The sequence below is a fragment of the Pseudomonas yangonensis genome, from assembly GCF_009932725.1.
Taxonomy (GTDB): domain Bacteria; phylum Pseudomonadota; class Gammaproteobacteria; order Pseudomonadales; family Pseudomonadaceae; genus Aquipseudomonas; species Aquipseudomonas yangonensis.
In genome coordinates, this window is sequence record NZ_BLJU01000001.1 from 243,785 (window position 1) to 270,086 (window position 26,302).

Consider the following 26,302-nt stretch of genomic DNA (forward strand, 5'->3'; position numbering starts at 1 on the left):
GCTCCTGGCCGCGAAGGGCTTCGCCACCCTGCCCGCGGACAAGTGCGCTGCTACGAGCGCTGAAGCCCTTTTTCCGTCGTCACTCGATGCTCACGCCATAGAAGGAGTTGATGCCGAACGGGCTGATCTTGAAGTTCTTCACCCGAGTACTCATCGGCTGATACACCGTGGAGTGGGCGATCGGCGTGTTCTGCACGTCGGCCTTGAGCAGGTGCTGCGCCTGCTTGTACAGCGCGGTGCGTTCCTCGCGGTCGTTGATCGTCTTGGCCTTCTTGACCAGCGCATCGAACTCCTTGTTGCACAGACGGCTGTAATTGTTGCCGCCGATGGCGTCGCAGCCGTAGAGCACGCTCAGCCAGTTGTCGGGGTCACCGTTGTCGCCGGTCCAGCCGATCAGCAGGGCGTCATGTTCGCCGGCCTTGGCGCGCTTGTTGTACTCGCCCCACTCGTAGCTGACGATGCGCGCCCTGATGCCGATCTTGGCCCAGTCGGCCTGCAGCATCTCGGCCATCAGCTTGGCGTTGGGGTTGTACGGGCGCTGCACGGGCATGGCCCACAGGGTGATCTCGGTACCTTCCTTCACGCCGGCGGCCTTGAGCAGTTCCCTGGCCTTTTCCGGGTTGTAGGGGGTGTCCTTGATGGTGTCGTCATAGGACCACTGGGTCGGCGGCATACCGTTGACCGCCACCTGGCCGGCGCCCTGGTACACCGCGTCGATGATGGCCTGCTTGTTGACCGCCATGTCCATGGCCTGGCGCACTTCGAGTTGGTCGAACGGCTTGTGCTCGGTGTTGTAGGCCAGGTAGCCAACGTTGAAACCAGCCTGCTCGGGCATCTGCAGCTTGGGATCTTTCTTCAGATTTTCCAGGTCGGCCGGGCGCGGGAATACGCTGACGTGGCATTCACCGGCACGCAGTTTCTGCATGCGCACCGAGGGGTCGGTGTTGATGGCGAAGATCAGGTTGTCGATCTTCACGTCATCCGGGTTCCAGTAGTCCTTGTTGCCCTTGTAACGGATCTGCGCGTCTTTCTGGTAACGGCTGAACACGAACGGGCCGGTGCCGATGGGCTTCTGATTGATGTCGGCGGCCTTGCCGGCCTTGAGCAGTTGGGCGGCGTACTCGGCCGAGTGGATCGAGGCGAAGCTCATGGCCATGTTCTGGATGAAGGCGGCATCGACGGTGTTGAGGGTGAAACGCACTGTGTGCTCGTCGAGCTTCTCGATCCTGGCGATGTTCTGGTCCATGCCCATGTCGGTGAAGTAGGGGAACTCGGTGGGGTACGCCTGGCGGAACGGGTCGTCCTTGTCGAGCATGCGGTTGAAGGTGAACAGCACGTCGTCGGCGTTGAACTCGCGGCTGGGCGTGAAGTACTCGGTGGTGTGGAACTTCACCCCGGGGCGCAGCTTGAAGGTGTAGGTCAGGCCGTCCTCGGAGACCTCCCAGCTCTCGGCCAGACCAGGCTCGACCTGCGTGCCACCTCGCTCGAACTGGGTCAGACGGTTGAAGACGGTTTCTGCCGCGGCGTCGAAATCGGTGCCGGTGGTGTACAGGCCCGGGTCGAAACCGGCGGGGCTGCCCTCGGAACAGAACACCAGGTTGGCGGCGCTGGCGAGGGGGGCGCCGGCAATCAGCCCGGCGGTAAGCAAAGCCTGGAGAATGGCGTTCTTGCGCATCATGACCTCATCGTTGTTGTGGTTGTGATCCTTGAGGAGCCTCGTAAGGAGACCACCACCGAAACTATGCAGGCCTTGTGCCCGGGGCAAGTGCAGCAGCGCGGCGAAAATGGTTAGCGCTACAGCGCTGTAACTAGCTGTCGCATTTATGAACTTTTGCAGGGCATGGATGGCGAAACGCCGTTATCAGCGGATAACGGCGCTGCTTCGTCGCGGGGCTGGATCAGGGCATCTGCACTTCGATGATGCCATCGGCGCTGACCGTGACCTGGCTGGTGCCAGCCTCGATCTGCGGCGTGGGCGCTGCGTCCATCATCGCCATGCCCTTGGCCTCGAAGTTACGCATGGTCACCCGGGGTTGGAAACCGCCGGTATTGAGGCTCAGGCTGACCAGCTTGTAGGTCTTGCCGCCCAGTGCTTCGGTGGCCAGCTGGGCGCGCGCCCTGAAGGCATTGACGGCGTCCTTGAGCATGGCGTCTTCGCGCGTCTTGCGCGTGTCGGTGGCGATGCTGAAGTCCATGCCGGCCATCTTCATCGATTGCAGCAGCTCGCCGGTAAGGGTGGACAGGCGGGCGAAGTCGGCGCTCTCCAGGCGCACCTCGGCGCGCTCGCGCCAGGCGGTGATTTTCTGGCCCTTGTCGTCGTACACCGGATAGCTGTTGCGGCTGCCCAGTTTGACCGACACGCCCTTGACCTGACGAGCCTGCTCCAGGGTCTTGTTGAGGGCAGTGGTGATCTCGGCTGCCAGCTTGGCCGGGTCGGCATTCTGCGATTCGGTATAGAGGGTGACGTGCATCAGGTCGTGTGCCACCTCCTGATTCACCTCGGCGCGCAGGGCGATCTGGTTGTAGCGCGCCTCGTCGGCAAGCAGACCTGTACTGGCCAGGCCGGCGATGGTCAGGGCGAGGATGGAGGCGATACGGGGCATGGTGCGCATGTGCAGTTCCTTTTTCAGTGGCCTTGATGGCCGTTTCCCGAGGGTAGACGAAGACGGGTGAGGATTCGGGTTAAACGCGCTTGAGTTTTTTCACCGCGCGTTCAAACAGGGGCGCAAAGGTGTGCGTCCGGTTGCCGCAGCGGCGCAAGGCCGCAGCAGGCTTGGTTATACTCGCCGGCATCAACTGGAGTCGCCATGCTCGAACCCGTGCAGTTACTCTCCGCCAGTCGCCAGAATCTATGGCGCCTGACCCTCATCCGTATTCTGGTGCTGGCCGCTCAGGCAGGCTCGGTCGGGCTTGCCTACAAGTCCGGCATGATACCGCTGCCCTGGTTGCAGTTATCGGTCACCCTTGGCGTTTCTCTGCTGCTGTGTCTGGGCACGGCGCTGCGTCTGCGCGGTCCCTGGCCGGTGACCGAGGTCGAGTACGCGGTACAGCTGGGCTTTGACCTGATCATCCACAGCGTACTGCTGTACTACTCGGGCGGTTCGACCAATCCCTTCGTCTCCTATTACCTGGTGCCACTGACCATCGCCGCGGCGACGCTGCCCTGGCTGTTCACCATCGTGCTTTCCGGCCTGGCGCTGGCTGGCTACACCCTGTTGCTGGTGTGGACGCACCCGCTCGAGCTGCCTGCCGCCCGCGAGAGCCTGCTGGTCTACGGCATGTGGCTGAGCTTTGCCCTGGCGGCGTCGTTGATCACCTTCTTCGTCGCCAAGATGGCCGAGGAGCTGCGCCGCCAGGACGAGTTGCGTGCCGAACGCCGTGAGGAGAGTCTGCGTGATCAGCAGCTGCTGGCCGTGGCCACCCAGGCCGCCGGCGCCGCCCATGAGCTGGGAACGCCGCTGGGCACCATGAGCGTGCTGCTCAAGGAGCTGCGCCAGGAATACCGCGACAAGCCCGCGCTGCAGGATGACCTGGCGCTGCTGCAGGAGCAGGTCAAGCTGTGCAAGTTCACCTTGCAGCAGCTGGTGCGCGCCGCCGAGAACGACCGGCGCCAGGCGGTTATCGAGCAGTCCAGCGTCGAGTGGCTGGAAACCACTCTCAATCGCTGGCACCTGATGCGACCCGAGGCCAGTTACCGCTACCAGTGCCTCGGCCGTGGCACGCCGCCGCGCATCATGCCGCCGGCCGACCTTACCCAGGCACTGCTCAACCTGCTCAACAACGCCGCCGATGCCTGCCCGGACAAACTCGATATCCGTCTGGACTGGGATCATCAGTGGCTGCGCCTGAGCATTCGCGATCATGGTGTCGGCGTGCCGCTGGCCATCGCCGAACAGCTGGGTCGACCCTTCTTCACCACCAAGGGCAAGGGCTTCGGCCTGGGGTTGTTCCTCAGCCAGGCCAGCGTGACCCGTGCTGGTGGCACGGTTAAGTTGTATAACCATGAAGAAGGCGGCACCCTCACCGAATTGAAGTTGCCGCGAGCCTATGGCGTGGCCTGATTAGGAAAACCAAGCATGAGCGAAGAATCCCTGTTCGAAGGCGAAGAACATCCGCATCTGCTGCTGGTGGATGACGACCCCACCTTCACCCGTGTGATGGCGCGTGCCATGAGTCGCCGCGGCCTGCGCGTGTCCACTGCATCCAGCGCCGACGAAGGCTTGGCCCTGGCCAAGGAGGACATGCCGGATTACGCGGTGGTCGACCTGAAGATGGAAGGCGATTCCGGCCTGGTGCTGCTGCCCAAGCTGCTGGAGCTGGATCCGGAGATGCGCGTGGTGATTCTTACCGGCTATTCCAGCATCGCCACCGCGGTGGAGGCGATCAAACGCGGTGCGGCCAACTACCTGTGCAAACCGGCCGATGCCGACGATGTGCTCACTGCATTGCTCTCCGAGCACGCCGATCTCGACAGCCTGGTGCCGGAAAATCCGATGTCGGTGGACCGCCTGCAGTGGGAGCACATCCAGCGCGTGCTGGCTGAGCACGAAGGCAACATTTCTGCCACCGCCCGCGCCCTGGGCATGCACCGTCGTACCTTGCAACGCAAGCTGCAGAAGCGTCCGGTTCGCCGCTGAGGTGTTCGTAGCCCAGGCGCTTTTTCGATAGGTGCCGCCTGCATCCGGGCTACGGGTTCGTCGCCGTCGCAGGTGTGATTACCCGTAGCCGGAAAATACTTAGCCAGCTAACATAGGTCGTCAGACAACCTGCTGGTGTGGTCATGCTCGCCGTCGCTGCACAAACCCTCGCCGTCACCGCGCCCGTGTTCGCCATGCTCTTTCTCGGCGCGGTGCTCAAACGTGTGCGCTGGATCGATACCCCCTTCATCGATACCGCTTCGAGCCTGGTGTTTCGCGGCACCATGCCGACGCTGCTGTTTCTTGGCGTGGTCAAGGCGGATCTGGATGCGGCCCTGCAGCCGCAGCTGCTGACCTACTTCTTCCTGGCCACCGTGGCTTCCTTCTTCGTGGCCTGGGCCTGGGCGATCTGGCGGGTGCCGTTCGAAGACCGCGGCATCTACACCCAGGGCGCCTTTCGCGGCAACAACGGCATCGTCGGTCTGGCCCTGGCCACCAGCATGTACGGTGACTACGGTCTTTCGGTCGGCTCATTGCTCGCGGCGCTGGTGATCCTTTGCTACAACGCGCTCTCGGCGGTGGTTCTGGCCATCTACAGTCCGGGCGCCAAGCCCGGTGCCAAGGCCATCGTGCGCAGTATCGTGACCAATCCGATGATCATCGGTGTGCTGTTGGCAGTGCCGATCGCCTACTGGAAAATCCCGCTGCCGCAGTGGTTTCTGACCTCGGCCGAGTACTTCGCGCAGATGACCCTGCCGCTGGCGCTGATCTGCATCGGCGGCACCCTGAGCCTGGCCTCGCTGCGCCGCAGCAGTGGCACCGCCATCGGCTCAGGCATGATGAAGATGGTCTGGTTGCCGCTACTGAGCACTTCAGGCGCCTGGCTGCTGGGCTTTCGTGACGCGGATCTGGCGATCCTCTTTCTGTATTTCGCCAGCCCGACGGCCGCGGCCAGCTTCGTCATGGCGCGCGCGGTGGGCGCCAACCATGAGCTGGCGGCAGCCATTATCGTCATCACTACCCTGGCGGCTGTGGTCACCACCAATATCGGTCTGCTGTTGCTGCAGTGGGGGGGCTGGATCTAGCGCTAGGCCCTGGGGCCGATTGGCCGGCGATGCCTGATCACCGGCGAACCGACTGCTACGAGGCGCTGTTCTGGTACTCGTCGATCACTTCCTGTGCCGCGCGGAAGGCATCGATGCTGGCCGGTACGCCGGCATACACAGCGCAGTGCAGCAGGGTTTCGCGGATTTCCTCGACGGTGCAGCCGTTGTTCAGTGCGCCGCGCACGTGTCCCTTGAGTTCCTGCGGGCATTTCAGCGCGGTCAGCGCAGCCAGGGTGATCAGGCTGCGCGTCGCCCGCGGCAGGCCGCTGCGAGTCCACACGCCGCCCCAGGCGTGTTCGTTGACGAAGTCCTGCAGCGGCTGGCTGAACTCGGTGGCGTTGCCCAGGGCGCGGTCGACGAACGTGTCGCCCATCACCTCACGGCGCACCTGCAGACCGCGTTCATGACTGTCGCTCATGTTCAGATCCCCGCCTTGCGATGGCTGCGCCAGGAACGCACGGTGATGATCACCAGGGTGATGGCGGTGAGCGGCAGTGCATAGCCGATCATTGCGTCGCCGAAGCTTTCGGCCTGTGGGCGGCCAGTGCTGAACAACACCAGGTACAGGGTATAGGCCACGTAGTAGGCGAGAAACAGCAGGCCTTCCCAGCGATTGATGCGATAACCGCTGAAGAAGATCGGCAGGCAGGCCACGGCCACTGCGATCATCACCGGGAAGTCGAAGGCCAGGGCATTGGCCGCTACCGGGATGGCAGCAGGCGAAACCAGCGAAGCCAGGCCCAGTACGCAGAGCAGGTTGAAAATGTTGCTGCCGACGATATTGCCCACGGCGATGTCGCGCTCGCCCTTGAAGGCGGCGATGATCGAGGTGGCCAACTCCGGCAGCGAAGTGCCGATGGCGATCACGGTCAGGCCTATCACCAGTTCCGACAGACCCAGGGCACGGGCCAGTTGCACGGCGCCTTCGACCAGCAGATTGGAGCCGCCAACCAGCAGAACGAGACCGACGATGACCAGGCCCAGGTTGATCGCCCAGGCGTAAGGCTTGGGCTGTTCGTCGAGGCCGAATTCCTTGGCGAACTCGTCATCGTCGCTCTTGTTTTCCTTGCGCGCGTTGTAGATCAGAAAGCCGGTGTAGGCCAGTACGCCACCGAATAGCAGGGCGCCATCGAGGCGGCTGAGCTCACCATCCCAGGCCAGGCCGAAGGTGACCAGGCTGGCGCCGATCATGATCGGCACGTCCAGGCGGATCAGCTGGCGCGAGACGATCAGCGGCGCCACCAGGGCGGTCATGCCGAGAATCAGCAATACGTTGGCGATGTTGCTGCCGATCACGTTGCCAATGGCCAGGTCGCCGCTGCCGTTGAAGGCGGATTGCACGCTGACTGCCGTTTCCGGCGCGCTGGTGCCGAAGGCCACCACGGTCAGGCCGATTACCAGGGGCGGAATGCCGAACTGTGCGGCCAGCTTGGCTGCACCGCGCACCAGCACCTCGGCGCCGGCAACCAGCAGTACCAGGCCGGCGATCAGGTAGACATAAGTCATCAGGGTCATTGCAGGGTCGCTCCAGAAGAAGTGCGGCTAGTGTAGCGATGGCGTTATCGGCCGCTAGATGCGCCGGAAAGATTTTGTTGCCAATTGTTGGTCAGTCCAGCGCCTCGACCCGCACCGGAACCACGCCTGCGCGCAACATGTCCAGGCGCACGGCAGCGGCACGTGACACGTCGATCACACGGCCGCGTACGAAGGGCCCACGGTCATTGATTCGTACTACGACGCTACGTTCATTGTTCAGGTTGGTCACCCGCACTCGCGTACCGAAGGGCAGGGTGCGATGTGCGGCGGTCAGGGCATTCTGATCGAAGCGCTCGCCGCTGGCGGTGCGTTTGCCATGGTGCGCCTGAGCGTAGTAGGAAGCCTTGCCGGTTTCGCTGCCGCCTGCGCCGCCGCCAAAGGTAGAGCAGCCGCCGAGCAAGGCGAGTGCTCCGAGTAATGCGCAGCTGCGTAGCGCGGCTGTAATGCGGGGCAATGAAGGTTCCCGGATTGCATCCGGGCTACGGATCGTCATCTGTTCTTTCTCCATGAAAAAACGCCGGGGGAACCCGGCGTTTTTCAGTTTCAAGCGAAGCGGCCTGGCTCAGCCTTCGAGCTTCTTCTTCAGCAGTTCGTTCACTTGCCCCGGGTTGGCCTTGCCCTTGGAGGCTTTCATGGCCTGGCCGACGAAGAAGCCGAACATCTTGCCGCGCTTGGCTTCATCGCTGGCGCGGTACTGCTCGACCTGCTCGGCGTTGGCGGTGAGCACTTCGTCGAGCATCGCCTCGATGGCGCCGCTGTCGGTGACCTGCTTGAGGCCCTTGCTCTCGATGATCGCATCGGCGCTGCCTTCACCGGCGGCCATGGCCTCGAACACCATCTTGGCGATCTTGCCGCTGATGGTGTTGTCCTTGATGCGCAGGATCATGCCGCCCAGGTGTTCGGCGGAAACCGGCGACTGCTCGATCTCCAGACCTTCCTTGTTGAGCAGGCTGGACAGCTCGCCCATCACCCAGTTGGCCGCCAGCTTGGCATCGCCGCAGACCTTGGTCACTTCTTCGAAGTACTCGGCCATCTCGCGGCTGGCCGAGAGTACGCTGGCGTCGTAGGTGGACAGGCCGTACTGGCTCTGGAAGCGCTCGCGCTTCTGCGTCGGCAGTTCCGGCAGCTGGCTGCGTACCTCGTCGAGGAAGCTCTGCTCGATCACCACCGGCAGCAGGTCGGGGCAGGGGAAGTAACGGTAGTCGTTGGCTTCTTCCTTGCCGCGCATGGAGCGGGTTTCATCCTTGTTCGGGTCGTACAGACGGGTTTCCTGTATGACCTTGCCGCCGTCCTCGATCAGGTCGATCTGGCGCTGGATCTCGTGGTTGATCGCTTTCTCGATGAAACGGAAGGAGTTGACGTTCTTGATCTCGGCGCGGGTGCCGAAGGCTTCCTGACCTTTCGGACGCACGGAAACGTTACAGTCGCAGCGCAGCGAGCCTTCGGCCATGTTGCCGTCGCAGATGCCCAGGTAACGGACCAGTGCGTGGATGGCCTTGACGTAGGCCACGGCTTCCTTGGCCGAGCGGATGTCCGGCTCGGAAACGATCTCCAGCAGCGGCGTGCCGGCGCGGTTGAGGTCGATGCCGCTCATGCCGTGGAAGTCTTCGTGCAGGCTCTTGCCGGCGTCCTCTTCCAGGTGCGCTCGGGTGATGCCGATGCGCTTGACGGTGCCGTCTTCCAGGGTGATGTCCAGATGGCCCTTGCCGACGATGGGGTGATCCATCTGGCTGGTCTGGTAGCCCTTGGGCAGGTCCGGATAGAAGTAGTTCTTGCGGGCGAAGACGTTACGCGCGCCGATCTCGGCATCGATGGCCAGACCGAACTTGCAGGCCATACGCACGGCTTCGGCGTTGAGCACCGGCAGGGTGCCGGGCATGCCGAGGTCGACCAGGCTGGCCTGGGTGTTGGGCTCGGCGCCGAAACTGGTGGCGCTGGCCGAGAAGATCTTCGATTGGGTGCTGAGCTGAGCGTGGATCTCGAGCCCGATTACGGTTTCCCATTGCATCTGTCTATTCCTCAGAAACCAGTCGGTGCTTGTTTGTGCCAGTCGCTGACCTGCTGATACTGGTGCGCGACATTCAGCAGACGACCCTCCTGGAAGTAGTTGCCGAGCAGCTGCACGCCCACCGGCAGACCGTCGACGAAGCCGGCCGGCATCGACAGGCCGGGGATGCCGGCCAGGTTGGCGGTGATGGTGTAGATGTCTTCCAGGTAGGCGGACACCGGGTCGCCGCCTTTCTCGCCGATTTTCCAGGCCAGGTTCGGCGTGGTCGGGCCGAGGATCACGTCGACGTCGTTGAACGCAGCGACGAAGTCATTCTTGATCAGCCGGCGGATCTGCTGCGCCTTGATGTAGTAGGCATCGTAGTAGCCGGCCGACAGGGCGTAGGTGCCGACCATGATGCGGCGTTTGACTTCCGCACCGAAGCCTTCGCCGCGCGAGCGCTTGTAAAGGTCTTCGAGGTTGACCGGGTTCTCGCAGCGATAGCCGAAGCGCACGCCGTCGAAGCGCGACAGGTTGGAGCTGGCTTCTGCAGGCGCGATCACGTAGTAGGCGGGAATCGCGTGCTGCATGTTCGGCAGGCTGATGTCCTTGACGGTGGCGCCGAGCTTTTTCAGCTCCTCGACCACGGCCATGACTTTTTCGCCGATGCGGGCATCCAGGCCGGCGCCGAAGTATTCCTTGGGCAGGCCGATGCGCAGGCCGGCCAGCGGCTGGGCGAGGGCCGCCAGGTAGTCATCCACCGGCTGATCGACACTGGTCGAATCCTTGGGGTCGAAACCGGCCATGGCGCCGAGCAGCAGGGCGCAGTCGAAGGCATCGCGGGCCAGCGGGCCGCCCTGATCGAGGCTGGAGGCGTAGGCGATCATGCCCCAGCGCGAGACGCGGCCGTAGGTCGGCTTGATGCCGGTGAGGTTGGTCAGCGCGGCCGGCTGGCGGATCGAGCCGCCGGTGTCGGTGCCGGTGGCGGCCGGAATCAGGCGCGCCGCAACTGCGGCAGCGGAACCACCGGAGGAGCCGCCCGGTACGCGGCTGGTGTCCCAGGGGTTCTTGACCGCGCCGTAGTGGCTGGATTCGTTCGCCGAGCCCATGGCGAACTCGTCCATGTTCAGCTTGCCGAGGGTGACGGTGCCGGCTGCCTTGAGCTTGTCGACCACGGTGGCGTCGTAGGGCGCCTTGAAGCCGGTGAGGATCTTCGAGCCGCAGGAGGTCAGCACGCCGTTGGTGCAGAACAGGTCCTTGTGCGCGATCGGTGCGCCGAGCAGGGCGCCGTTTTCGCCAGCGGCGCGGCGGGCGTCGGCTGCCCTGGCCTGCTCCAGAGCGAGGTCTTCGGTAACGGTGATGAAACTGTTGAGCTGCGGGTCGAGCTGATTGATGCGCGCCAGCAGGGCGCTGCTCAGTTCTTCGGCGGAGAATTGCTTGTCGGCGAGGCCGCGGGCGATCTCGGCCAGGGTCAGTTGATGCATGTCGGGCCCTTTCCTTTATTCGATGACTTTCGGCACGAGGTACAGGCCGCTTTCCACGGCCGGAGCGATGGCCTGGTAGGCGTCACGCTGGTTGCTCTCGTTGACCACGTCGGCACGCAGGCGCTGGGTCGCTTCCAGCGGGTGGGCCAGGGGTTCGATGCCCTGGGTATCGACGGCCTGCATCTGGTCGATCAGGCCGAGGATGTTATTCAGGGTCTCGGTGGTTTGCGGAATATCGCCGTCATTCAGACCCAGGCGGGCCAGGTGGGCGATTTTTTCCACCTCGGAGCGTTCAAGCGCCATCGGGGGTTCTCCAGTGGAAGTGTGACAGAGAGGGCATGCAGGGAACGGATGTCGCGAGCCGGCGGTCAAAGGCCGCGATGTGCAGCTACAAGGCCCGGAAAAACAGGCAATCTACCATATTGCCGCCTTGCTCAAAATCCCTGCCGTTGTTAGAGTTTGCCGCACTTTTTACCCGCGCGTTTTCCGCGTCTGACTTTTACCCATGCGTTGCCTAGGGTCCCTTCCTAATGTTCAAGAAACTGCGTGGCATGTTTTCCAGCGATCTGTCGATCGACCTGGGCACTGCCAATACCCTTATTTATGTGCGCGAGCGCGGTATCGTCCTGAATGAACCGTCCGTAGTTGCCATCCGTACCCACGGCAACCAGAAGAGTGTCGTGGCTGTCGGCACCGAGGCCAAGCGCATGCTCGGCCGTACTCCAGGCAACATTTCCGCGATTCGTCCGATGAAGGACGGCGTGATCGCCGACTTCAGCGTCTGTGAAAAGATGCTGCAGTACTTCATCAACAAGGTTCACGAGAACAGCTTCCTGCAGCCCTCGCCGCGCGTGCTGATCTGCGTGCCGTGCAAATCGACCCAGGTCGAGCGCCGCGCCATTCGTGAATCGGCCCTGGGCGCCGGTGCCCGCGAGGTGTTTCTGATCGAAGAGCCGATGGCCGCGGCCATCGGTGCCGGCCTGCCGGTCGAAGAGGCCCGCGGTTCGATGGTCGTCGACATCGGCGGCGGCACCACCGAGATCGCGCTTATCTCCCTCAATGGCGTGGTTTACGCCGAGTCCGTGCGTGTCGGCGGCGACCGCTTCGACGAAGCCATCATCACCTATGTGCGCCGCAACTATGGCTCGCTGATCGGTGAAGGCACCGCCGAGCGCATCAAGCAGGAAATCGGCACCGCCTATCCGGGTGGCGAGATTCGCGAAGTCGATGTCCGTGGCCGCAACCTGGCCGAGGGCGTACCGCGCAGCTTCACCCTGAACTCCAACGAAGTGCTCGAAGCGCTGCAGGAGTCGCTGGCGACCATCGTTCAAGCGGTCAAGAGTGCCCTGGAGCAATCGCCGCCGGAACTGGCCTCGGACATCGCCGAGCGCGGCCTGGTGCTGACCGGCGGTGGCGCGCTGTTGCGCGATCTGGACAAGCTGCTGAGTCAGGAAACCGGCTTGCCGGTGATCGTCGCCGAAGACCCGCTGACCTGTGTCGCCCGCGGCGGCGGCAAGGCTCTGGAGATGATGGACCGCCATGCCATGGACCTGCTCTCCACCGAGTAAGCGCTCCTCGCCTGGCCTGCTGTCGTGCCGCCTACGGGCGGCACGCGCATATTCGAGCATTGCAGTACACTCGCCCCAACCTTAGCCAGAACTGTTTGCATTTCGCATGAATTCGCGCGCTTTCCGCCCCCGTGGCGTACAAGGAGCCGGTCATTAAGCCGCTCTTCGCCAAAGGTCCCTCGCTGGGCATTCGCTTGCTGGTATTTGCCGTGTTGTCGGCAGTGCTGATGGTGGCCGACGCCCGCTTCGACACGCTCAAGCCCGTGCGTAGCATGATGGGCATGGTGTTGACCCCCCTGTACGAGCTGGCTGAACTGCCGGTAAGGGCCTGGGAAGGCGCGACCCAGCAGATATCCTCGCGCAGCGAACTGATGGCCGAGAACGAAAAGCTCAAGGCCGAAGCACTGCTGCTGCAGCGCCGCCTGCAGAAGCTGGCGACCCTGACCGAACAGAACGTGCGTCTGCGCGAGCTGCTCAACTCCGCGGCGCTGGTGGATGAAGAAGTGCTGGTCAGCGAACTGATCGGCGTCGACCCCAACCCCTACACCCACCGCATCCTGATCGACAAGGGCGAGAAGGACTGCGTCGACGAGAGCAAGAAAAACTGCGTGTTCCTCGGGCAGCCGGTACTCGATGCCCGCGGTCTTATGGGGCAGGTGGTAGAGGTCATGCCCTATACCTCGCGCGTGCTGCTGCTTACCGACAACACCCACAGCATTCCGGTGCAGGTCAACCGCAACGGCCTGCGTGCCATCGCTGTCGGCACCGGCAACCCGGAGAGCCTCGAGCTGCGTCATGTCGCCGATACCGCAGATATCAAGGAAGGCGACCTGCTGGTCAGCTCCGGCATGGGCCAGCGTTTTCCGGCAGGCTACCCGGTGGCCACGGTCAAGCAAGTGATTCACGATTCCGGTCAGCCGTTCGCCATCGTCCGCGCCACACCGACCGCGGCGCTCAATCGCAGCCGTTATCTGCTGCTGGTCTTCTCTGATCGACGCAGTCCCGAGCAGCGTGCTTCCGATTCGGCCGAGGCGCAGGAGGCCGCCGACCGCGAGGCCGAGCAGGCGCGCACCCAGAGTGAGCAAACGCCAGCGCCGATCGCCACTCCGGCCGCGGACGCTCCGGCACAGGAGACGAACTGATGGTCGGTGTGCAACCCCGTAATGGCTGGGTGATCTGGCTGACCCTGGCCTTCGCGCTTCTGCTCAGCGTGGCGCCGCTGCTCGAATTCATGCAGATCGGCCGCCCGTTATGGGTCGCGCTTGTCCTCACCTACTGGGTTCTGGCTCTGCCGCATCGAGTCGGTCTGACCACGGCGTGGATCCTCGGTCTGGCGCAGGATGTGCTGTTCGGCACGCTGCTCGGGCAAAATGCGCTGATCCTCACCCTGATCACCTTCCTGGTACTGAGCCTGCACCAGCGCCTGCGCATGTTTCCCATGTGGCAGCAGAGCATGGTGCTGATGGTGGTGTTCGGCCTCGCCCAACTGGTGCAGCTGTGGCTCAATGCCCTGACCGGCAGCCGTCCCCCGACCCTGGCTTTCATCCTGCCGGCGCTGGTCAGTGCCCTGCTGTGGCCCTGGGTCTGCGTCATCCTGCGTGGTCTGCACCTGCGCCTCAACGTCAACTGAACGCGGCCTGGCGCATGGCTGGCCGCGGTTCGCCAAGGGAGATACCCGCATGGCCGAGCTGTTTCTGGCCTCCGCCTCGCCCCGTCGCCGTGAATTGCTGGCCCAGATCGCTGTGCCGTGCGTCACGCTAATCGCCTCGATAGATGAAAATCCATTGCCAGCCGAGCCGGCCGCAGCCTATGTAGAGCGTCTGGCGCGGGAAAAGGCGCGTGCCGGCCTGCGCGCATTGGGCGAGCGTGCCGATGCGGTGGTGCTGGGCGCCGATACGGCCGTGGTGCTGGATGGTCGCATTCTTGGCAAGCCGGCGGATTTCGACGAGTCGCGGGCCATGCTGCGGGCTCTGTCGGGGCGCAGCCACCAGGTGCTGACCGCCGTTGCCCTGGTCGGCGCCGGACGCGAACTGGCTCGCGTAGTCACCAGCGAGGTGAGCTTTCGCGCCATCAGCGACGGGGAGATCGAGGCTTACTGGGCCAGCGGCGAACCATGTGACAAAGCCGGCAGTTATGGTATCCAGGGGTTGGCGGCGGTATTCGTCAGCCAGGTGCAGGGCAGTTATTCGGCGGTGGTCGGTCTGCCGCTGTGCGAAACTGCCGAGCTGCTTGGGGAATTCGGTATTGCCTGCTGGCAATTCCCGGCGCCAGGACATCTTCAGAAACCAGGCGACGGCAACGCGGCTGCAGGATGAGGTGTCCGAAAGCTTGAGTCCGCGGGGCGGCGTTGCAGCCCGGTCGGCATGATCACCAGGATGGATGCATGAGCGAAGAGATTCTGATCAATATCACGCCGATGGAATCGCGCGTGGCGGTGGTGGAAAACGGCGTGCTGCAGGAAGTTCACGTCGAGCGCACGCAGAAGCGCGGCATCGTCGGCAACATCTACAAGGGCAAGGTGGTGCGGGTGCTGCCCGGCATGCAGGCGGCCTTCGTCGACATCGGCCTGGAGCGTGCGGCCTTCATTCATGCCTCGGAAATCTCCACGCGCGAAGGTGCCGCGGTGGAGCCGATCAGTGCGCTGATCCACGAAGGACAGAGTCTGACCGTGCAGGTCACCAAAGACCCCATCGGCAGCAAGGGAGCGCGCCTGACCACCCAGCTGTCGATTCCCTCGCGCTATCTGGTGTACATGCCGCGCACCAGTCATGTCGGCATTTCCCTGAAGATCGAAGAAGAGGCCGAGCGCGAGCGCCTGAAGCAGGTGGTGGCCGATTGCGTCGCCGCCGAGGGCATCGAGGAGGCGGGCGGCTTCATCCTGCGCACCGCTGCCGAGGGCGCTGGCGCCGACGAGATTCTGATCGATATTCGTTACTTGCGCCGGTTGTGGGACCAGATCGGTACGCAGATCCAGAATGCCAAGGCGCCCACGGTGATCTACGAAGATCTGTCCCTGGCACTGCGTACCCTGCGCGACCTGGTCAGCCCGCGCACCGAGAAGATTCGCGTGGACTCGCGGGAAACCTTCCAGAAGATCACGCAGTTCGTCGCCGAACTGATGCCGGAAATCGCCGATCGCCTCGAACATTACCCGGGTGAACGGCCGATCTTCGATCTTTATGGCGTCGAGGACGAAATCCAGCGCGCCCTGGAGCGCAAGGTGCCGCTGAAATCCGGCGGCTACCTGGTGGTCGATCCGGCCGAGGCGATGAGCACCATCGACGTCAATACCGGCGCCTTCGTCGGGCACCGCACGCTGGAAGAGACCATCTTCAAGACCAACCTGGAGGCGGCTACCGCCATTGCTCGCCAGCTACGCCTGCGTAACCTGGGCGGCATCATCATCATCGACTTCATCGACATGGAAGACCAGGATCATCAACGCCAGGTGCTGCGCACCCTGGAGAAACAGCTCGAGCGTGATCACGCCAAGACCAACATCATCGGCATCACCGAGCTCGGCCTGGTGCAGATGACCCGCAAGCGTACCCGCGAAAGTCTCGAGCAGATCCTCTGCGAGCCGTGCAGCGCCTGCCAGGGGCGAGGCAAGTTGAAAACACCCGAAACCATCTGCTACGAAATCTTCCGCGAAATTCTGCGCGAGGCGCGCGCCTATCAGGCGGAAAGCTATCGCGTGCTGGCCAATCAGAAGGTGGTCGATCGCCTGCTCGATGAGGAGTCGGGCAACGTCGCCGATCTGGAAGCCTTTATCGGGCGTACCATCAAGTTCCAGGTGGAAACCATGTATTCCCAGGAACAGTACGACGTGGTGCTGCTCTGAGCGCTGCAGGCACCGGGGGCGCCCTGGCGCGCCTGTTCTCGGCCTTGCTGCGCTGGGGGCTGGGGTTGTGCGCGGCTTTTCTGATACTGGCCGCGCTGTACGTTAGCCTGGGGCGCGAGCTGGTACCTCTGGTCGCCGAATACCGGCTTGAACTGGAGGACCGCGCCACGGCGCAGCTGGGCGTGCCGGTGCGTATCGGCAGCCTCGAAGGCCGCTGGCGGGGCTTGGCGCCGGTGTTGGTGGCGCGTGACGTGCGGCTGGGCGTCGAGGATGACGGGCTGAGCCTGGAACGCGTGCAACTGGTGCCGGACGTGAGCGGCAGCCTGATGGCACGCCAGCCGCGTATCGCCAATCTGCAGGTGGATGGTCTGCAGCTGAACGTGCAGCAGAACGCCGAAGGTGGCTGGCAGTTGCAGGGGATGCCACGGCGCGACGGCCCCGAGCTGAATGTCGAACAACTGCTCAAGCAGTTGCAACTGGTGCATCGCATCAGCCTGCTCGACAGCCGAGTGGTGGTGCAGCCACTCGATCAGGAGCCTTTGCTGCTCAGCTACGTCAACCTGAGCCTGCGTTACGGCAGCAACAGCCAGCGTCTCGACGGACGCCTGCTGCTGCCCGATGGCCAGCCGGTGGCGCTGAGTTTGCGCACGCGCATGCAACCGAAAACCTGGCGCGAGGCCGAGTCGCAGCTCTACCTGAGCCTGCCGCAGAGCGACTGGGCGAGCTGGCTGCCAAAATCACTGCTCGGCGACTGGCGGGTCAAGCAGCTTCAGGCCGGCGGTGAGCTTTGGCTGGAAGGCCGCGGCCTGGCCCTGCACAAGGGGGCCTTGCGCCTGCATGCCCCGGCACTGGTTGGCAGCCAGGCTGGGCATGAGGCTGTGACGCTCAAGGACCTGGCTTTCAATGCCTTCTTCGCTCGGGACGAGCAGGGTGTGCGGGCACAGATCGACTCTCTGGCCTTGACCCACGCAGAGCAGCGTATCGGCGAGCTGCATGTGAACCTGAAACAGCGCGATGAGGGAGAGGCTAATGAGCGTTGGGCGCTGACGGCAGACCGTCTCGACCTCGCCGCCTGGGCGCCGTTGGTACAGGCGCTGGTGCCGATGCCGGACAAGGCGCGCGAAGTTCTGCTGGCGCTATCACCGGTTGGCGCGGTCAACAACCTGCTGCTCGATTACTACCCGCAGCGCGAGGGCGCCGAGCGCCTGCAGTTCGCTGCCAATCTGGACAAGGTGGGCATTCAGGCCTATCGCGGCGCGCCGGCGGCCGAGAATGTCAGCGGTAGCGCCTCGGGCAACCTGTTCGCAGGTGAGCTGCGCCTGAATACCGAGAACTTCGCCCTGCACCTGGACCAACTGTTCCCCGAGATATGGCGCTATCGCCATGCCCAGGCGCGGTTGAGCTGGGACTGGAGCGAAACCGGCCTGACCCTGCATAGCCCCTACATGCGACTCGATGGCGACGAAGGACAGATCGCCGGTGACATGCTGATCCGCCTGCGCCGCGACCCCGAGGCCGAAAGCTACATGGATCTGCGTGTCGGCCTGCGCGACGGTGACGCGTCCTACACCGAGAAGTATCTGCCGAGCCGCTCGCCCGGCATGAGTGAGGAACTCGATCACTGGCTGAAGACGGCGATTCGCGCGGGTCATGTCGAGGAAGGCTACTTCCAGTATCAGGGTTCGCTGAACAAGGGCGCAGCGCTGGGCGCGCGCAGTCTGAGCCTGTTTTTCAAGGTGAAGGACGCCGAGTTGGCCTTTCAGCCTGGCTGGCCTTCGCTGCGTGACGGCGTGGGCGAGGTGCTGATCGAGGACGATGCGGTGCGCGTGCGCCTGCAGAGCGGGCGTCTGCTGCAGAGCCAGGTCAGCGCGGTCACCGCCAATATTCCCCTGCTCCACGATGGCAAGCCGCCGCGGCTGCAGCTCGATGGCGATGTGCAGAGCAGCCTGAGCGACGCGATCAAGCTGCTGCAGGAGGCGCCACTGGGAACGTCGGAGATCTTCGCCGGCTGGCAGGGTGAAGGTCCGCTGGCCGGGCGACTGCAGCTGGACATTCCGCTGAAAAAGGGAAGCAAGCCCGGGGTGGTGGTGGATTTTGCCACCGAGGGAGCCAGCCTCAAGCTGGCCAATCCGGATCTGCAACTGAACAAGGTCAAGGGCGCGTTCCGTTACGACAGCAATGCCGGCCTGAGCGCGCCGGACGTTCGCGCCGAGGTATTCGGGCGCCAGGTCAGCGGCAGGATCAGCGCCGAGGGCGCCCGTGGACAGGCGCGTACGCTGTTCGATCTGCGCGGCCAGGTGCAGGTCGACGCCCTCAGCCAATGGCTGGGCGGGCCGCAGAAGCTGCCGGTCAGCGGCTTGCTGCCTTACCACCTGCGCCTGACCCTGGATGGCGATGACAGCAAGCTACGTGTCGACTCCAACCTGCGTGGTGTCGCAGTCGATTTGCCCGCGCCGTTCGGCAAGACGGCAGCGCAGGAGCGCGATGCCAGCTGGCGCATGACGCTCTCCGGGCGCGAGCGACGTTACTGGGCGGATTATGGCGAGCTGGCCAGTCTGAATCTGGCCGCGCCCGCCGGTGCACTGGCCGACGGTCGTGGCGAGGTGGTGATCGGCGGTGGTCCCGCAGGATTACCGCCTGGTCAGGGCCTGCGTGTTCGCGGGCGCCTGGATGAGCTGGACCTGAATGCCTGGAAGCAGCTTGGCAGCGATCATCCGGTCAAGGTGGATGCGGACAGCCAGCGCCTGCTGCGCAGTGCACGACTGGAGATCGGGCGATTCCGCGGCTTCGGCCAGGAGATCGAGCAACTGACCGTCGGCCTTGAGCGAGACGGTCAGGCTTGGGCCGTACAGTTCGACAGCCAACTGGCGGCCGGCCGCGTGCTGCTGGCCGATGCCGAGGGGGTACCGATTCGTGCCGACCTGCAGCATGTGCGCCTGCCGGCACCCGACCCTGATGCGGCAAAGACCGACGATGCGCCTGATCCGCTGGCCGATTTCGATCCCAGTACGCTCCCGGCACTGGATATCAGCATCCAGCGCGTGCAGCGCGGCGACAAGGTGCTGGGCGCCTGGTCACTCAAGGTACGACCGGAAGAGCGCGGCGTGCGTTTCGATGACCTCGATCTCGATCTTCAGGGGCTGAAGATCGGCGGCAGTGCCGGTTGGCGAAGTGCCGCCGGCAATACCCAGAGCTGGTACAAGGGGCGCCTGCAGGGCAAGGACCTTGGCGCGATCCTGAAAGCCTGGGATTACGCCCCCAGCGTCACCAGTGAAAGTTTCCGGGTCGACGTTGATGGCAGCTGGCCCGGTTCGCCAGCCTGGTTCTCGCTCAAGCGTTTCTCCGGCAACCTCGACCCCTCGCTACGCAAGGGCCAGTTCGTCGAGGTACAGGGCTCGGCCCAGGCGTTGCGGGTGTTCGGCCTGCTCAACTTCAACTCCATCGGCCGCCGCCTGCGTCTGGACTTCTCCGACCTGCTGGGCAAAGGGCTGAGTTACGACCGGGTCAAGGGCAACATGCAGGCCACCAATGGCGTGTTCGTGACGCGGGAGCCGATCACCATGACCGGGCCGTCGAGCAACCTGGAACTGGACGGCCAGCTGGACATGCGCAACGAGCGCATCGATGCCAAGCTGCTGGTGACCCTGCCGGTGACCAATAACCTGCCGTTGGCGGCGTTGATCGTCGGTGCGCCGGCGATCGGTGGCGCCCTGTTCGTGGCGGACAAGTTGCTGGGGGACAAGGTTGCCCGTTTCGCCAGCGTGCAGTACGACGTCAAGGGGCCGCTGCAGGACCCGGATATCCGTTTCGACAAGCCTTTCGAAAAACCGCAATGACGGTCCTTCTTGGCGTAGGCTGTCACCTTGATAACCGATGAGTGCCGCCATGAATCTCGCAGTAATCCAGATGGTCAGTCAGGAGGACGTGCAAACCAACCTGCGCCTGGCGCGCCGCATGCTGGAGCGGGCTGCGCAGGGCGGTGCACGCCTCGCTGTGCTGCCCGAGAATTTCGCTGCCATGGGGCGTCGCGACCTGGCAGCCATCGGCCGTGCCGAGGCAGTGGGCGAAGGGCCGATCCTGCCCTGGTTGAAACGGGCCGCGCGTGACCTCAGTTTATGGATTGTGGCCGGCACCTTGCCGCTGCCGCCAGACGACGATGCCGAGGGCAGGCCGCACGCCTGTTCACTGCTGATCGACGATCAGGGCGAGCGCGCGGCTCGTTATGACAAGCTGCACCTGTTCGACGTCGATGTGGCTGACAACCGTGGCCGTTATCGCGAGTCGGATGACTTCGTCCATGGCCAGCGTGTGGTGGTAGCGGATACGCCGGTGGGGCGCCTGGGTCTGACGGTGTGTTACGACTTGCGTTTTCCCGAACTGTTCGGTGCGCTACGCGAAGCCGGCGCCGAGTTGATCAGCGTGCCGGCAGCGTTCACGGCCGTGACTGGCGCGGCGCATTGGCAGGTGCTGACGCGGGCCCGTGCCATCGAAACCCAATGCTATGTGCTGGCAGCGGGGCAGGGCGGCGAGCATCCCGGGCAGCGCATGACCTTTGGCCATTCGGCCATCATCGACCCCTGGGGCAGCGTGCTCGCCGAGCAGGATCAAGGGGAAGCCGCATTGCTGGCTTCGCGCGATGCCGCCGAGCAGGCGGCCATTCGCCAACGTATGCCGGTGCAGCAGCACCGCCGATTCTTTTTACCGGGGGCACCGCGCCCGGTCGTTGTGGAGTGACCATGAATACGATGTTGCAATCCGTCAGCGAACATCTGCTGGCGCCCGGTAACCTGACGCTCGACAGCCTCAGTACCGTGCTGGGTGAAGTCGCAGGGCCTGGCATCGATGCCGCCGACCTTTATTTCCAAAGCCAGGTGTCGGAAACCTGGGTACTGGAGGATGGCATCGTCAAGGAAGGCAGTTTCAACCTCGATCAGGGTGTAGGCGTGCGCGCCCAGTCCGGTGAGAAAACCGGCTTTGCCTACAGCAACGCGATCAGCCTCGATGCGTTGACCCAGGCCGCGCAAGCGGCGCGTTCGATCTCCCGTGCCGGCCAGCAGGGCCGGGTGCAGGCCTTCGTCAGCCCGCAGATCACCCAGCTGTATGCCGAAGGCAACCCGCTGGACGTCATGAGCCGTGCCGAAAAGGTCGAGCTGCTGCAGCGTATCGACCGCGCCACCCGTGCGCTCGATCCGCGCATCAAGCAGGTCACCGTGAGCCTGGCCGGTGTCTGGGATCGGATTCTGGTCGCCGCTCATGATGGCAGCCTCAGCGCCGATATCCGCCCGCTGGTGCGCTTCAACGTCAGTGTCATCGTCGAGCAGAACGGTCGCCGCGAACGTGGTGGTCACGGCGGCGGCGGCCGCACCGACTACCGCTATTTCCTCGATGAAGACCGCGCCATGAGCTATGCCCGTGAGGCGCTGCGCCAGGCGCTGGTCAACCTCGAAGCCATCGCCGCGCCTGCCGGCAGCATGCCGGTGGTGATGGGCGCTGGATGGTCCGGCGTGTTGTTGCACGAGGCGGTCGGCCACGGCCTGGAAGGCGATTTCAATCGCAAGGGCAGCTCGGCCTATAGCGGCAAGGTCGGGCAGAAGGTCGCGTCCAGCCTTTGCACCATCGTCGACGACGGCACCCTGGCCGGCCGTCGTGGCTCGCTCAGCGTCGATGACGAAGGCACACCGACCCAGCGCACCACGTTGATCGAGAACGGCGTGCTCAAAGGCTACATGCAGGACAAGCTCAATGCGCGCCTGATGGGCGTGGCGGCTACCGGCAACGGTCGTCGTGAATCCTATGCGCACCTGCCGATGCCGCGCATGACCAACACCTACATGCTGGCCGGTGAGAGCGATCCGGAGGAGATCATCCGTTCGGTGAAGAAGGGCATCTACTGCGCCAATCTGGGTGGCGGCCAGGTGGACATCACCAGCGGCAAGTTCGTCTTCTCCACCAGCGAGGCCTACCTGATCGAGGACGGCAAGATCACTGCGCCGGTCAAAGGTGCCACGCTGATCGGCAACGGCCCGGAGGCCATGAGCCGGGTGTCGATGGTCGGCAATGATCTGGCCCTGGACAGCGGCGTCGGCACCTGCGGCAAGGATGGCCAGTCGGTGCCGGTCGGTGTCGGCCAGCCGACGCTGAAGATCGACACGATCACCGTTGGCGGCACCGGTGCGTAAAGCGAAGCAGGTTCAGCGCAGGCCGCGCTGGATTTCGTCGAGCTCGCGGATGTACTTGAATACCTTGCGCGCGGCGGCCGGGGGCTTGTTGCGCGCGGCTTCATGTTGGGCATGACGAACCAGCCCGCGCAGATGTTGGACGTCGGCATCGGGGTAGAGCTCGACGAAGCTCTCCAGCGCACTGTCGCCTTCGCCAATCAGGCGGTCGCGCCAGCGCTCGAGGGCATGGAAGCGCTCGTTGTATTCGCGGGTGGAGCTGTCCACCTGGTCGAGCATGGCGACGATCGCCTCGACATCCTGTTCGCGCATCAGCTTGCCGATGAACTGGATGTGGCGTTTGCGCGCGGCGTTGGCAGTGTGTTTCGGTGCTTCGGCGAGGGCGCGGCGTAGTGCGTCGGTCAGCGGCATCCTGGCCAGCAGGTCCGGCTTGAGCGCAGTCAGACGCTCGCCGAGATCCTGCAGGGCGTGCAGTTCGCGTTTGACCTGGGATTTGCTCTTCTCCAGGGAGAAGTCGTCGTAGGAATCAGACATGGGGTGGGTCCAGAGGGAAACGCCGCCATGATAGCAGCAACCGTGACCGCCGGCCCGTAGCCGGCAGTCGAGAGCAGGCCTCGGCTACGTGCGCATGGGGTCTGCGCCAAGAGAATCGGGAGTGGTTATGAGTGAAGTAGAACGCATCGGGCCGCAGGCTCTGCCAGCGCTGCAGGAGCAGGTCGAGACGATTCTCGCCGAGGCCAGGCGCCAGGGCGCCAGTGCCTGCGAAGTAGCCGTCTCGGCTGGTCAGGGGTTGTCCACCACCGTGCGCCAGGGTGAGGTGGAGACAGTCGAATTCAATCGCGATCAGGGGTTCGGCATCACCCTGTACGTGGGCCAGCGCAAGGGCTCTGCCAGCACCTCGGCCACCGGTATCGAGGCCATTCGCGAGACCGTTGCGGCAGCCCTGGCGATTGCCAAGCATGCATCCGAAGATGAATGTGCCGGCCTGGCGGATGCCGCGCTGATGGCGCGCGAGCTGCCTGAACTGGACCTCTATCACCCCTGGTCGATCACGCCTGAGCAGGCGGTCGAGCAGGCGCTGGCCTGCGAGGCGGCAGCATTCGCCGCCGACACCCGGATCAAGAATGCCGATGGCACGAGTCTCAACACCCATCAGGGTTGCCGCGTTTATGGCAACAGTCATGGTTTCGTTGGTGGTTATGCCAGCACCCGTCACAGCCTGAGCTGCGTGATGATCGCCGAAGGCGAGGGGCAGATGCAGCGCGACTACTGGTATGACGTCAATCGCCAGGGCGAGCTGCTGGCCGATGCTGCAGGTATTGGCCAGCGCGCTGCCGAGCGTGCGGTCAGCCGCCTTGGCGCAAGGCCGGTGCCGACCTGCGAGGTGCCGGTGCTGTTCGCCGCCGAGCTCGCTGGCGGGCTGTTCAGTCACCTGCTGGCGGCAATCTCGGGCGGCAATCTGTATCGCCATTCCTCCTTCCTCGAAGGTGCGCTCGGCCAGCGTCTGTTCCCCGAGTGGCTGAGCCTCGACGAACGACCGCATCTGCCGCGTGCCCTGGGTAGTGCGACCTTCGATGGCGATGGCCTGGCCACCTACGCAAAGCCGTTCGTGGAAAAGGGCGAGTTGGTGTCCTACGTGCTTGGCACTTATTCGGGGCGCAAACTGGGACTGCCCAGCACCGCCAACTCCGGTGGCGTGCACAACCTGTTCGTCACCCACGGCGATGAGGATCAGCAGGCGCTGATCCGTCGCATGGGGCGCGGCCTGCTGGTGACCGAGCTGATGGGGCAGGGCCTGAATCTGGTCACCGGGGACTACTCCCGGGGGGCGGCGGGCTTCTGGGTTGAGAACGGCGAGATCCAGTTCCCGGTGCAGGAAGTGACCATCGCCGGCAATCTGCGCGACATGTTCCGCCAGATCGTTGCGGTCGGTCGCGACCTGGAACGGCGCGGCAATATCTGCACCGGCTCGGTACTGATCGAGAAGATGACCGTCGCCGGCAGCTGACGGCGACGACATTCCCCCCAGTAGCTGAGACCGCTGACGCGCGGCATTGGCGGTCACGCGCATTCTGGCACCGGCGATCCTGACGTAGGGTCGCCTTGCCCATGAAAGCCCACACATTCTATGTATTGATTATTTTTCTCAAAAGAGAATAAATATCATTACATTTCTCGGTGGGCGTCCATGTTCTATCCGTTTTTCACACCTTGCCCGAACTGCTGGCGTTGGCAGGGTTTTCTCGTGCGCTGCGCGCTGCGTCCTGATGAGCCACGCCTGCTCGACTTCCACGAATGGCACGGTCGGCAACTGGTGGATCGCGGCCTGCTGGATGCCTGGCGCGCCTCGCGTATCACGCTAGAACTCTTGCTGGACACAGCCTGTGACCCGGCATTGCCTTGGCACTGGCGTGCCCTTTGTCTGGATCGCGCCTATCGGCCGTTGCGCGTGATGCAGCAACAGGCCAGCACCCCCGCACGCCAGCGCAGCCTCGGCGTCCTGCTCAATCGGCTGGCGACGCTGCGTCTGGAACCCTCCCTCTCGTTCACTGAATCGGCAAAAGGACATCCTTATGAGTGAAACCTCGAGTGGCACCCGCATCGAACGCGACAGCATGGGCGAACTGCAGGTACCGAGTGCTGCGCTGTATGGCGCGCAGACCCAGCGTGCGGTGAATAATTTCCCGGTGTCGGGGCTACGCATGCCGGCGCCCTTCATTCGTGCGCTGATCCTGGCCAAGGCCGCAGCCGCGCGGGCCAATGTCGAGTTGCAACAGCTCGATCCGCTGATGGGCGACGCCATCGTTGGGGCCTGTCAGCACTTGCTCGAGGGCGACTTCATGGCCCACTTCCCGGTGGATATATTTCAGACCGGCTCCGGCACCAGTTCCAATATGAACGCCAACGAGGTGATCGCCTCCCTGGCCAGTCGCATCCTTGGTGACAGGGTCAGCGCCAACGACCACGTCAATTGTGGTCAGAGCAGCAATGACATCATTCCCACGACCATCCATGTCAGCGCGGCCATCGAGCTGCAAGAGCGTCTGCTTCCGGCGCTTGGCCATCTGCTCAAGGTGCTGTGCGAAAAATCCCTGGAGGTCCAGCCATACATCAAGACCGGGCGAACGCATCTGATGGATGCCATGCCGGTGCGCATGAGTCAGGTGCTGGACGGTTGGGGCCAGCAGATTCAGGCCAATATCGAGCATCTGCGTGGCTTGCAGCCCAGCTTGCAGGCGCTGGCTCAGGGCGGTACCGCGGTAGGTACTGGGGTCAATGCCCATCCGCGTTTCGCCGAACAGTTCTGCCTGGAACTAGGGCGCCTGACGGGGCTGAGTTTCACCTCCGGCAATAACTTCTTCGCGCTGATCGGCTCGCAGGACACGGCCGTGGCCGTATCCGGGCAGCTCAAAACTACCGCCGTATCGTTGATGAAAATCGCCAATGATCTGCGCTGGATGAATTCGGGGCCGCTGGCCGGATTGGCTGAAATCGAACTGGAGGCCCTCCAGCCTGGCTCTTCGATCATGCCGGGCAAGGTCAACCCGGTGATACCCGAGGCAGCAGCGATGGTGGCGGCGCAAGTGATCGGCAATGACTCGGCCATCGCCATCGCTGGCCAGTCAGGTAATTTCGAGCTCAACGTCATGTTGCCGCTGATTGCCGACAACCTGCTCTACAGCATCCAGCTGCTGACCAATGCCAGCCGCCTACTGGCCGACCGCGCCATTGCCAGCTTCAAGGTCAACCAGCCGAAGCTCAGGGAAGCACTGGATCGCAACCCGATTCTGGTGACGGCGCTGAACCCGATCATCGGCTACCTCAAGGCCGCTGAAATTGCCAAGCAGGCCTACCGTGAGGGGCGGCCGATCATCGAGGTGGCGCTGGAACAGACCGAGCTGTCGCGAGAGCAGCTCGAGCAATTGCTGAATCCGGAAAAACTCACTGAAGGCGGCCTCTGAGTCGC

23 protein-coding genes are annotated in these 26,302 nt (G+C 63.8%); 14 read left to right on the plus strand and 9 right to left on the minus strand.

Annotation, left to right across the window (positions count from 1 at the left end; all coding sequences use genetic code 11):
- Window positions 1–79 precede the first annotated feature (79 nt).
- Together GYB81_RS01065 and GYB81_RS01070 are read right to left on the minus strand one after the other, a co-directional pair.
- Complete coding sequence (locus tag GYB81_RS01065; RefSeq protein WP_161865082.1) at window positions 80–1,675, minus strand: ABC transporter substrate-binding protein; 1,596 nt, start codon at window positions 1,673–1,675, stop codon at window positions 80–82.
- Between the two features lie 223 nt (window positions 1,676–1,898).
- Window positions 1,899–2,612 carry an SIMPL domain-containing protein gene (locus tag GYB81_RS01070; RefSeq protein ID WP_161864920.1) on the minus strand — a complete coding sequence of 238 codons (714 nt, stop codon included), beginning with the start codon at window positions 2,610–2,612 and terminating at the stop codon, window positions 1,899–1,901.
- Between the two features lie 195 nt (window positions 2,613–2,807).
- Between GYB81_RS01070 and GYB81_RS01075 the strand changes: the two genes are divergently transcribed.
- From GYB81_RS01075 to GYB81_RS01085, 3 genes are all read left to right on the plus strand, one after another.
- Window positions 2,808–4,061: an ATP-binding protein gene (locus GYB81_RS01075; protein WP_161864921.1), complete on the plus strand. Its 1,254-nt coding sequence runs from the start codon at window positions 2,808–2,810 to the stop codon at window positions 4,059–4,061.
- A 15-nt stretch (window positions 4,062–4,076) separates the two neighbouring features.
- Window positions 4,077–4,637 (plus strand): response regulator transcription factor, encoded by a 561-nt coding sequence (locus tag GYB81_RS01080; RefSeq protein WP_161864922.1) that lies wholly within the window; start codon window positions 4,077–4,079, stop codon window positions 4,635–4,637.
- Between the two features lie 143 nt (window positions 4,638–4,780).
- Window positions 4,781–5,722 carry an AEC family transporter gene (locus GYB81_RS01085; RefSeq protein ID WP_161864923.1) on the plus strand — a complete coding sequence of 314 codons (942 nt, stop codon included), beginning with the start codon at window positions 4,781–4,783 and terminating at the stop codon, window positions 5,720–5,722.
- A 55-nt stretch (window positions 5,723–5,777) separates the two neighbouring features.
- Here GYB81_RS01085 and GYB81_RS01090 read toward each other — a convergent pair whose 3' ends face one another.
- The 6 genes from GYB81_RS01090 to gatC form a co-directional block, all read right to left on the minus strand.
- On the minus strand, window positions 5,778–6,161 hold the full coding sequence (locus GYB81_RS01090) for a carboxymuconolactone decarboxylase family protein (protein WP_161864924.1): 384 nt from the start codon (window positions 6,159–6,161) through the stop codon (window positions 5,778–5,780).
- 2 nt (window positions 6,162–6,163) lie between these two features.
- Complete coding sequence (locus GYB81_RS01095) at window positions 6,164–7,258, minus strand: calcium/sodium antiporter (RefSeq protein WP_161864925.1); 1,095 nt, start codon at window positions 7,256–7,258, stop codon at window positions 6,164–6,166.
- A gap of 91 nt (window positions 7,259–7,349) precedes the next feature.
- Window positions 7,350–7,772, minus strand: coding sequence for a septal ring lytic transglycosylase RlpA family protein (locus GYB81_RS01100; protein ID WP_161864926.1), 423 nt, complete (start codon window positions 7,770–7,772; stop codon window positions 7,350–7,352).
- Window positions 7,773–7,841: 69 nt separating this feature from the next.
- Window positions 7,842–9,287 (minus strand): Asp-tRNA(Asn)/Glu-tRNA(Gln) amidotransferase subunit GatB, encoded by a 1,446-nt coding sequence (gatB, locus tag GYB81_RS01105; RefSeq protein WP_161864927.1) that lies wholly within the window; start codon window positions 9,285–9,287, stop codon window positions 7,842–7,844.
- Window positions 9,288–9,298: 11 nt separating this feature from the next.
- Complete coding sequence (gatA, locus tag GYB81_RS01110) at window positions 9,299–10,750, minus strand: Asp-tRNA(Asn)/Glu-tRNA(Gln) amidotransferase subunit GatA (RefSeq protein WP_161864928.1); 1,452 nt, start codon at window positions 10,748–10,750, stop codon at window positions 9,299–9,301.
- A gap of 15 nt (window positions 10,751–10,765) precedes the next feature.
- On the minus strand, window positions 10,766–11,053 hold the full coding sequence (gatC, locus tag GYB81_RS01115; protein ID WP_161864929.1) for an Asp-tRNA(Asn)/Glu-tRNA(Gln) amidotransferase subunit GatC: 288 nt from the start codon (window positions 11,051–11,053) through the stop codon (window positions 10,766–10,768).
- Between the two features lie 227 nt (window positions 11,054–11,280).
- Between gatC and mreB the strand changes: the two genes are divergently transcribed.
- The 8 genes from mreB to tldD all read left to right on the plus strand — a co-directional run bounded on the left by mreB (window position 11,281) and on the right by tldD (window position 22,338).
- Window positions 11,281–12,318, plus strand: coding sequence for a rod shape-determining protein MreB (gene mreB / locus GYB81_RS01120; RefSeq protein WP_013714086.1), 1,038 nt, complete (start codon window positions 11,281–11,283; stop codon window positions 12,316–12,318).
- Window positions 12,319–12,470: 152 nt separating this feature from the next.
- Window positions 12,471–13,460 carry a rod shape-determining protein MreC gene (mreC, locus tag GYB81_RS01125; RefSeq protein ID WP_161865083.1) on the plus strand — a complete coding sequence of 330 codons (990 nt, stop codon included), beginning with the start codon at window positions 12,471–12,473 and terminating at the stop codon, window positions 13,458–13,460.
- Complete coding sequence (gene mreD, locus GYB81_RS01130; protein ID WP_161864930.1) at window positions 13,460–13,948, plus strand: rod shape-determining protein MreD; 489 nt, start codon at window positions 13,460–13,462, stop codon at window positions 13,946–13,948. The genes mreC and mreD overlap by 1 nt, the downstream gene beginning before the upstream one ends.
- A 49-nt stretch (window positions 13,949–13,997) precedes the next feature.
- Window positions 13,998–14,633 carry a Maf family protein gene (locus GYB81_RS01135; RefSeq protein WP_161864931.1) on the plus strand — a complete coding sequence of 212 codons (636 nt, stop codon included), beginning with the start codon at window positions 13,998–14,000 and terminating at the stop codon, window positions 14,631–14,633.
- A 68-nt stretch (window positions 14,634–14,701) separates the two neighbouring features.
- Window positions 14,702–16,159 (plus strand): ribonuclease G, encoded by a 1,458-nt coding sequence (gene rng / locus GYB81_RS01140; RefSeq protein ID WP_161864932.1) that lies wholly within the window; start codon window positions 14,702–14,704, stop codon window positions 16,157–16,159.
- Window positions 16,156–19,995 carry a YhdP family protein gene (locus GYB81_RS01145; RefSeq protein ID WP_161865084.1) on the plus strand — a complete coding sequence of 1,280 codons (3,840 nt, stop codon included), beginning with the start codon at window positions 16,156–16,158 and terminating at the stop codon, window positions 19,993–19,995. Before rng ends, GYB81_RS01145 begins: the two co-directional genes overlap by 4 nt.
- A gap of 49 nt (window positions 19,996–20,044) precedes the next feature.
- Entirely contained in the window at window positions 20,045–20,893 is an 849-nt protein-coding gene (locus GYB81_RS01150; RefSeq protein WP_161864933.1) for a carbon-nitrogen hydrolase family protein, read from the plus strand.
- A 2-nt stretch (window positions 20,894–20,895) separates the two neighbouring features.
- Window positions 20,896–22,338: a metalloprotease TldD gene (tldD, locus tag GYB81_RS01155; protein ID WP_161864934.1), complete on the plus strand. Its 1,443-nt coding sequence runs from the start codon at window positions 20,896–20,898 to the stop codon at window positions 22,336–22,338.
- Between the two features lie 12 nt (window positions 22,339–22,350).
- Here tldD and yjgA read toward each other — a convergent pair whose 3' ends face one another.
- A complete protein-coding gene (yjgA, locus tag GYB81_RS01160) occupies window positions 22,351–22,869 on the minus strand; it encodes a ribosome biogenesis factor YjgA (protein ID WP_161864935.1) in 519 nt (172 codons plus the stop codon).
- A gap of 127 nt (window positions 22,870–22,996) precedes the next feature.
- Here yjgA and pmbA point away from each other — a divergent pair, with 127 nt between their 5' ends.
- From pmbA to GYB81_RS01175, 3 genes are all read left to right on the plus strand, one after another.
- Window positions 22,997–24,343, plus strand: a complete 1,347-nt coding sequence (gene pmbA / locus GYB81_RS01165) for a metalloprotease PmbA (RefSeq protein ID WP_161864936.1) — start codon at window positions 22,997–22,999, stop codon at window positions 24,341–24,343.
- A gap of 180 nt (window positions 24,344–24,523) precedes the next feature.
- Window positions 24,524–24,916: a FagA protein gene (locus GYB81_RS24655; RefSeq protein WP_233787460.1), complete on the plus strand. Its 393-nt coding sequence runs from the start codon at window positions 24,524–24,526 to the stop codon at window positions 24,914–24,916.
- Window positions 24,909–26,297 carry a class II fumarate hydratase gene (locus GYB81_RS01175; RefSeq protein WP_161864937.1) on the plus strand — a complete coding sequence of 463 codons (1,389 nt, stop codon included), beginning with the start codon at window positions 24,909–24,911 and terminating at the stop codon, window positions 26,295–26,297. The genes GYB81_RS24655 and GYB81_RS01175 overlap by 8 nt, the downstream gene beginning before the upstream one ends.
- Window positions 26,298–26,302: the final 5 nt, after the last annotated feature.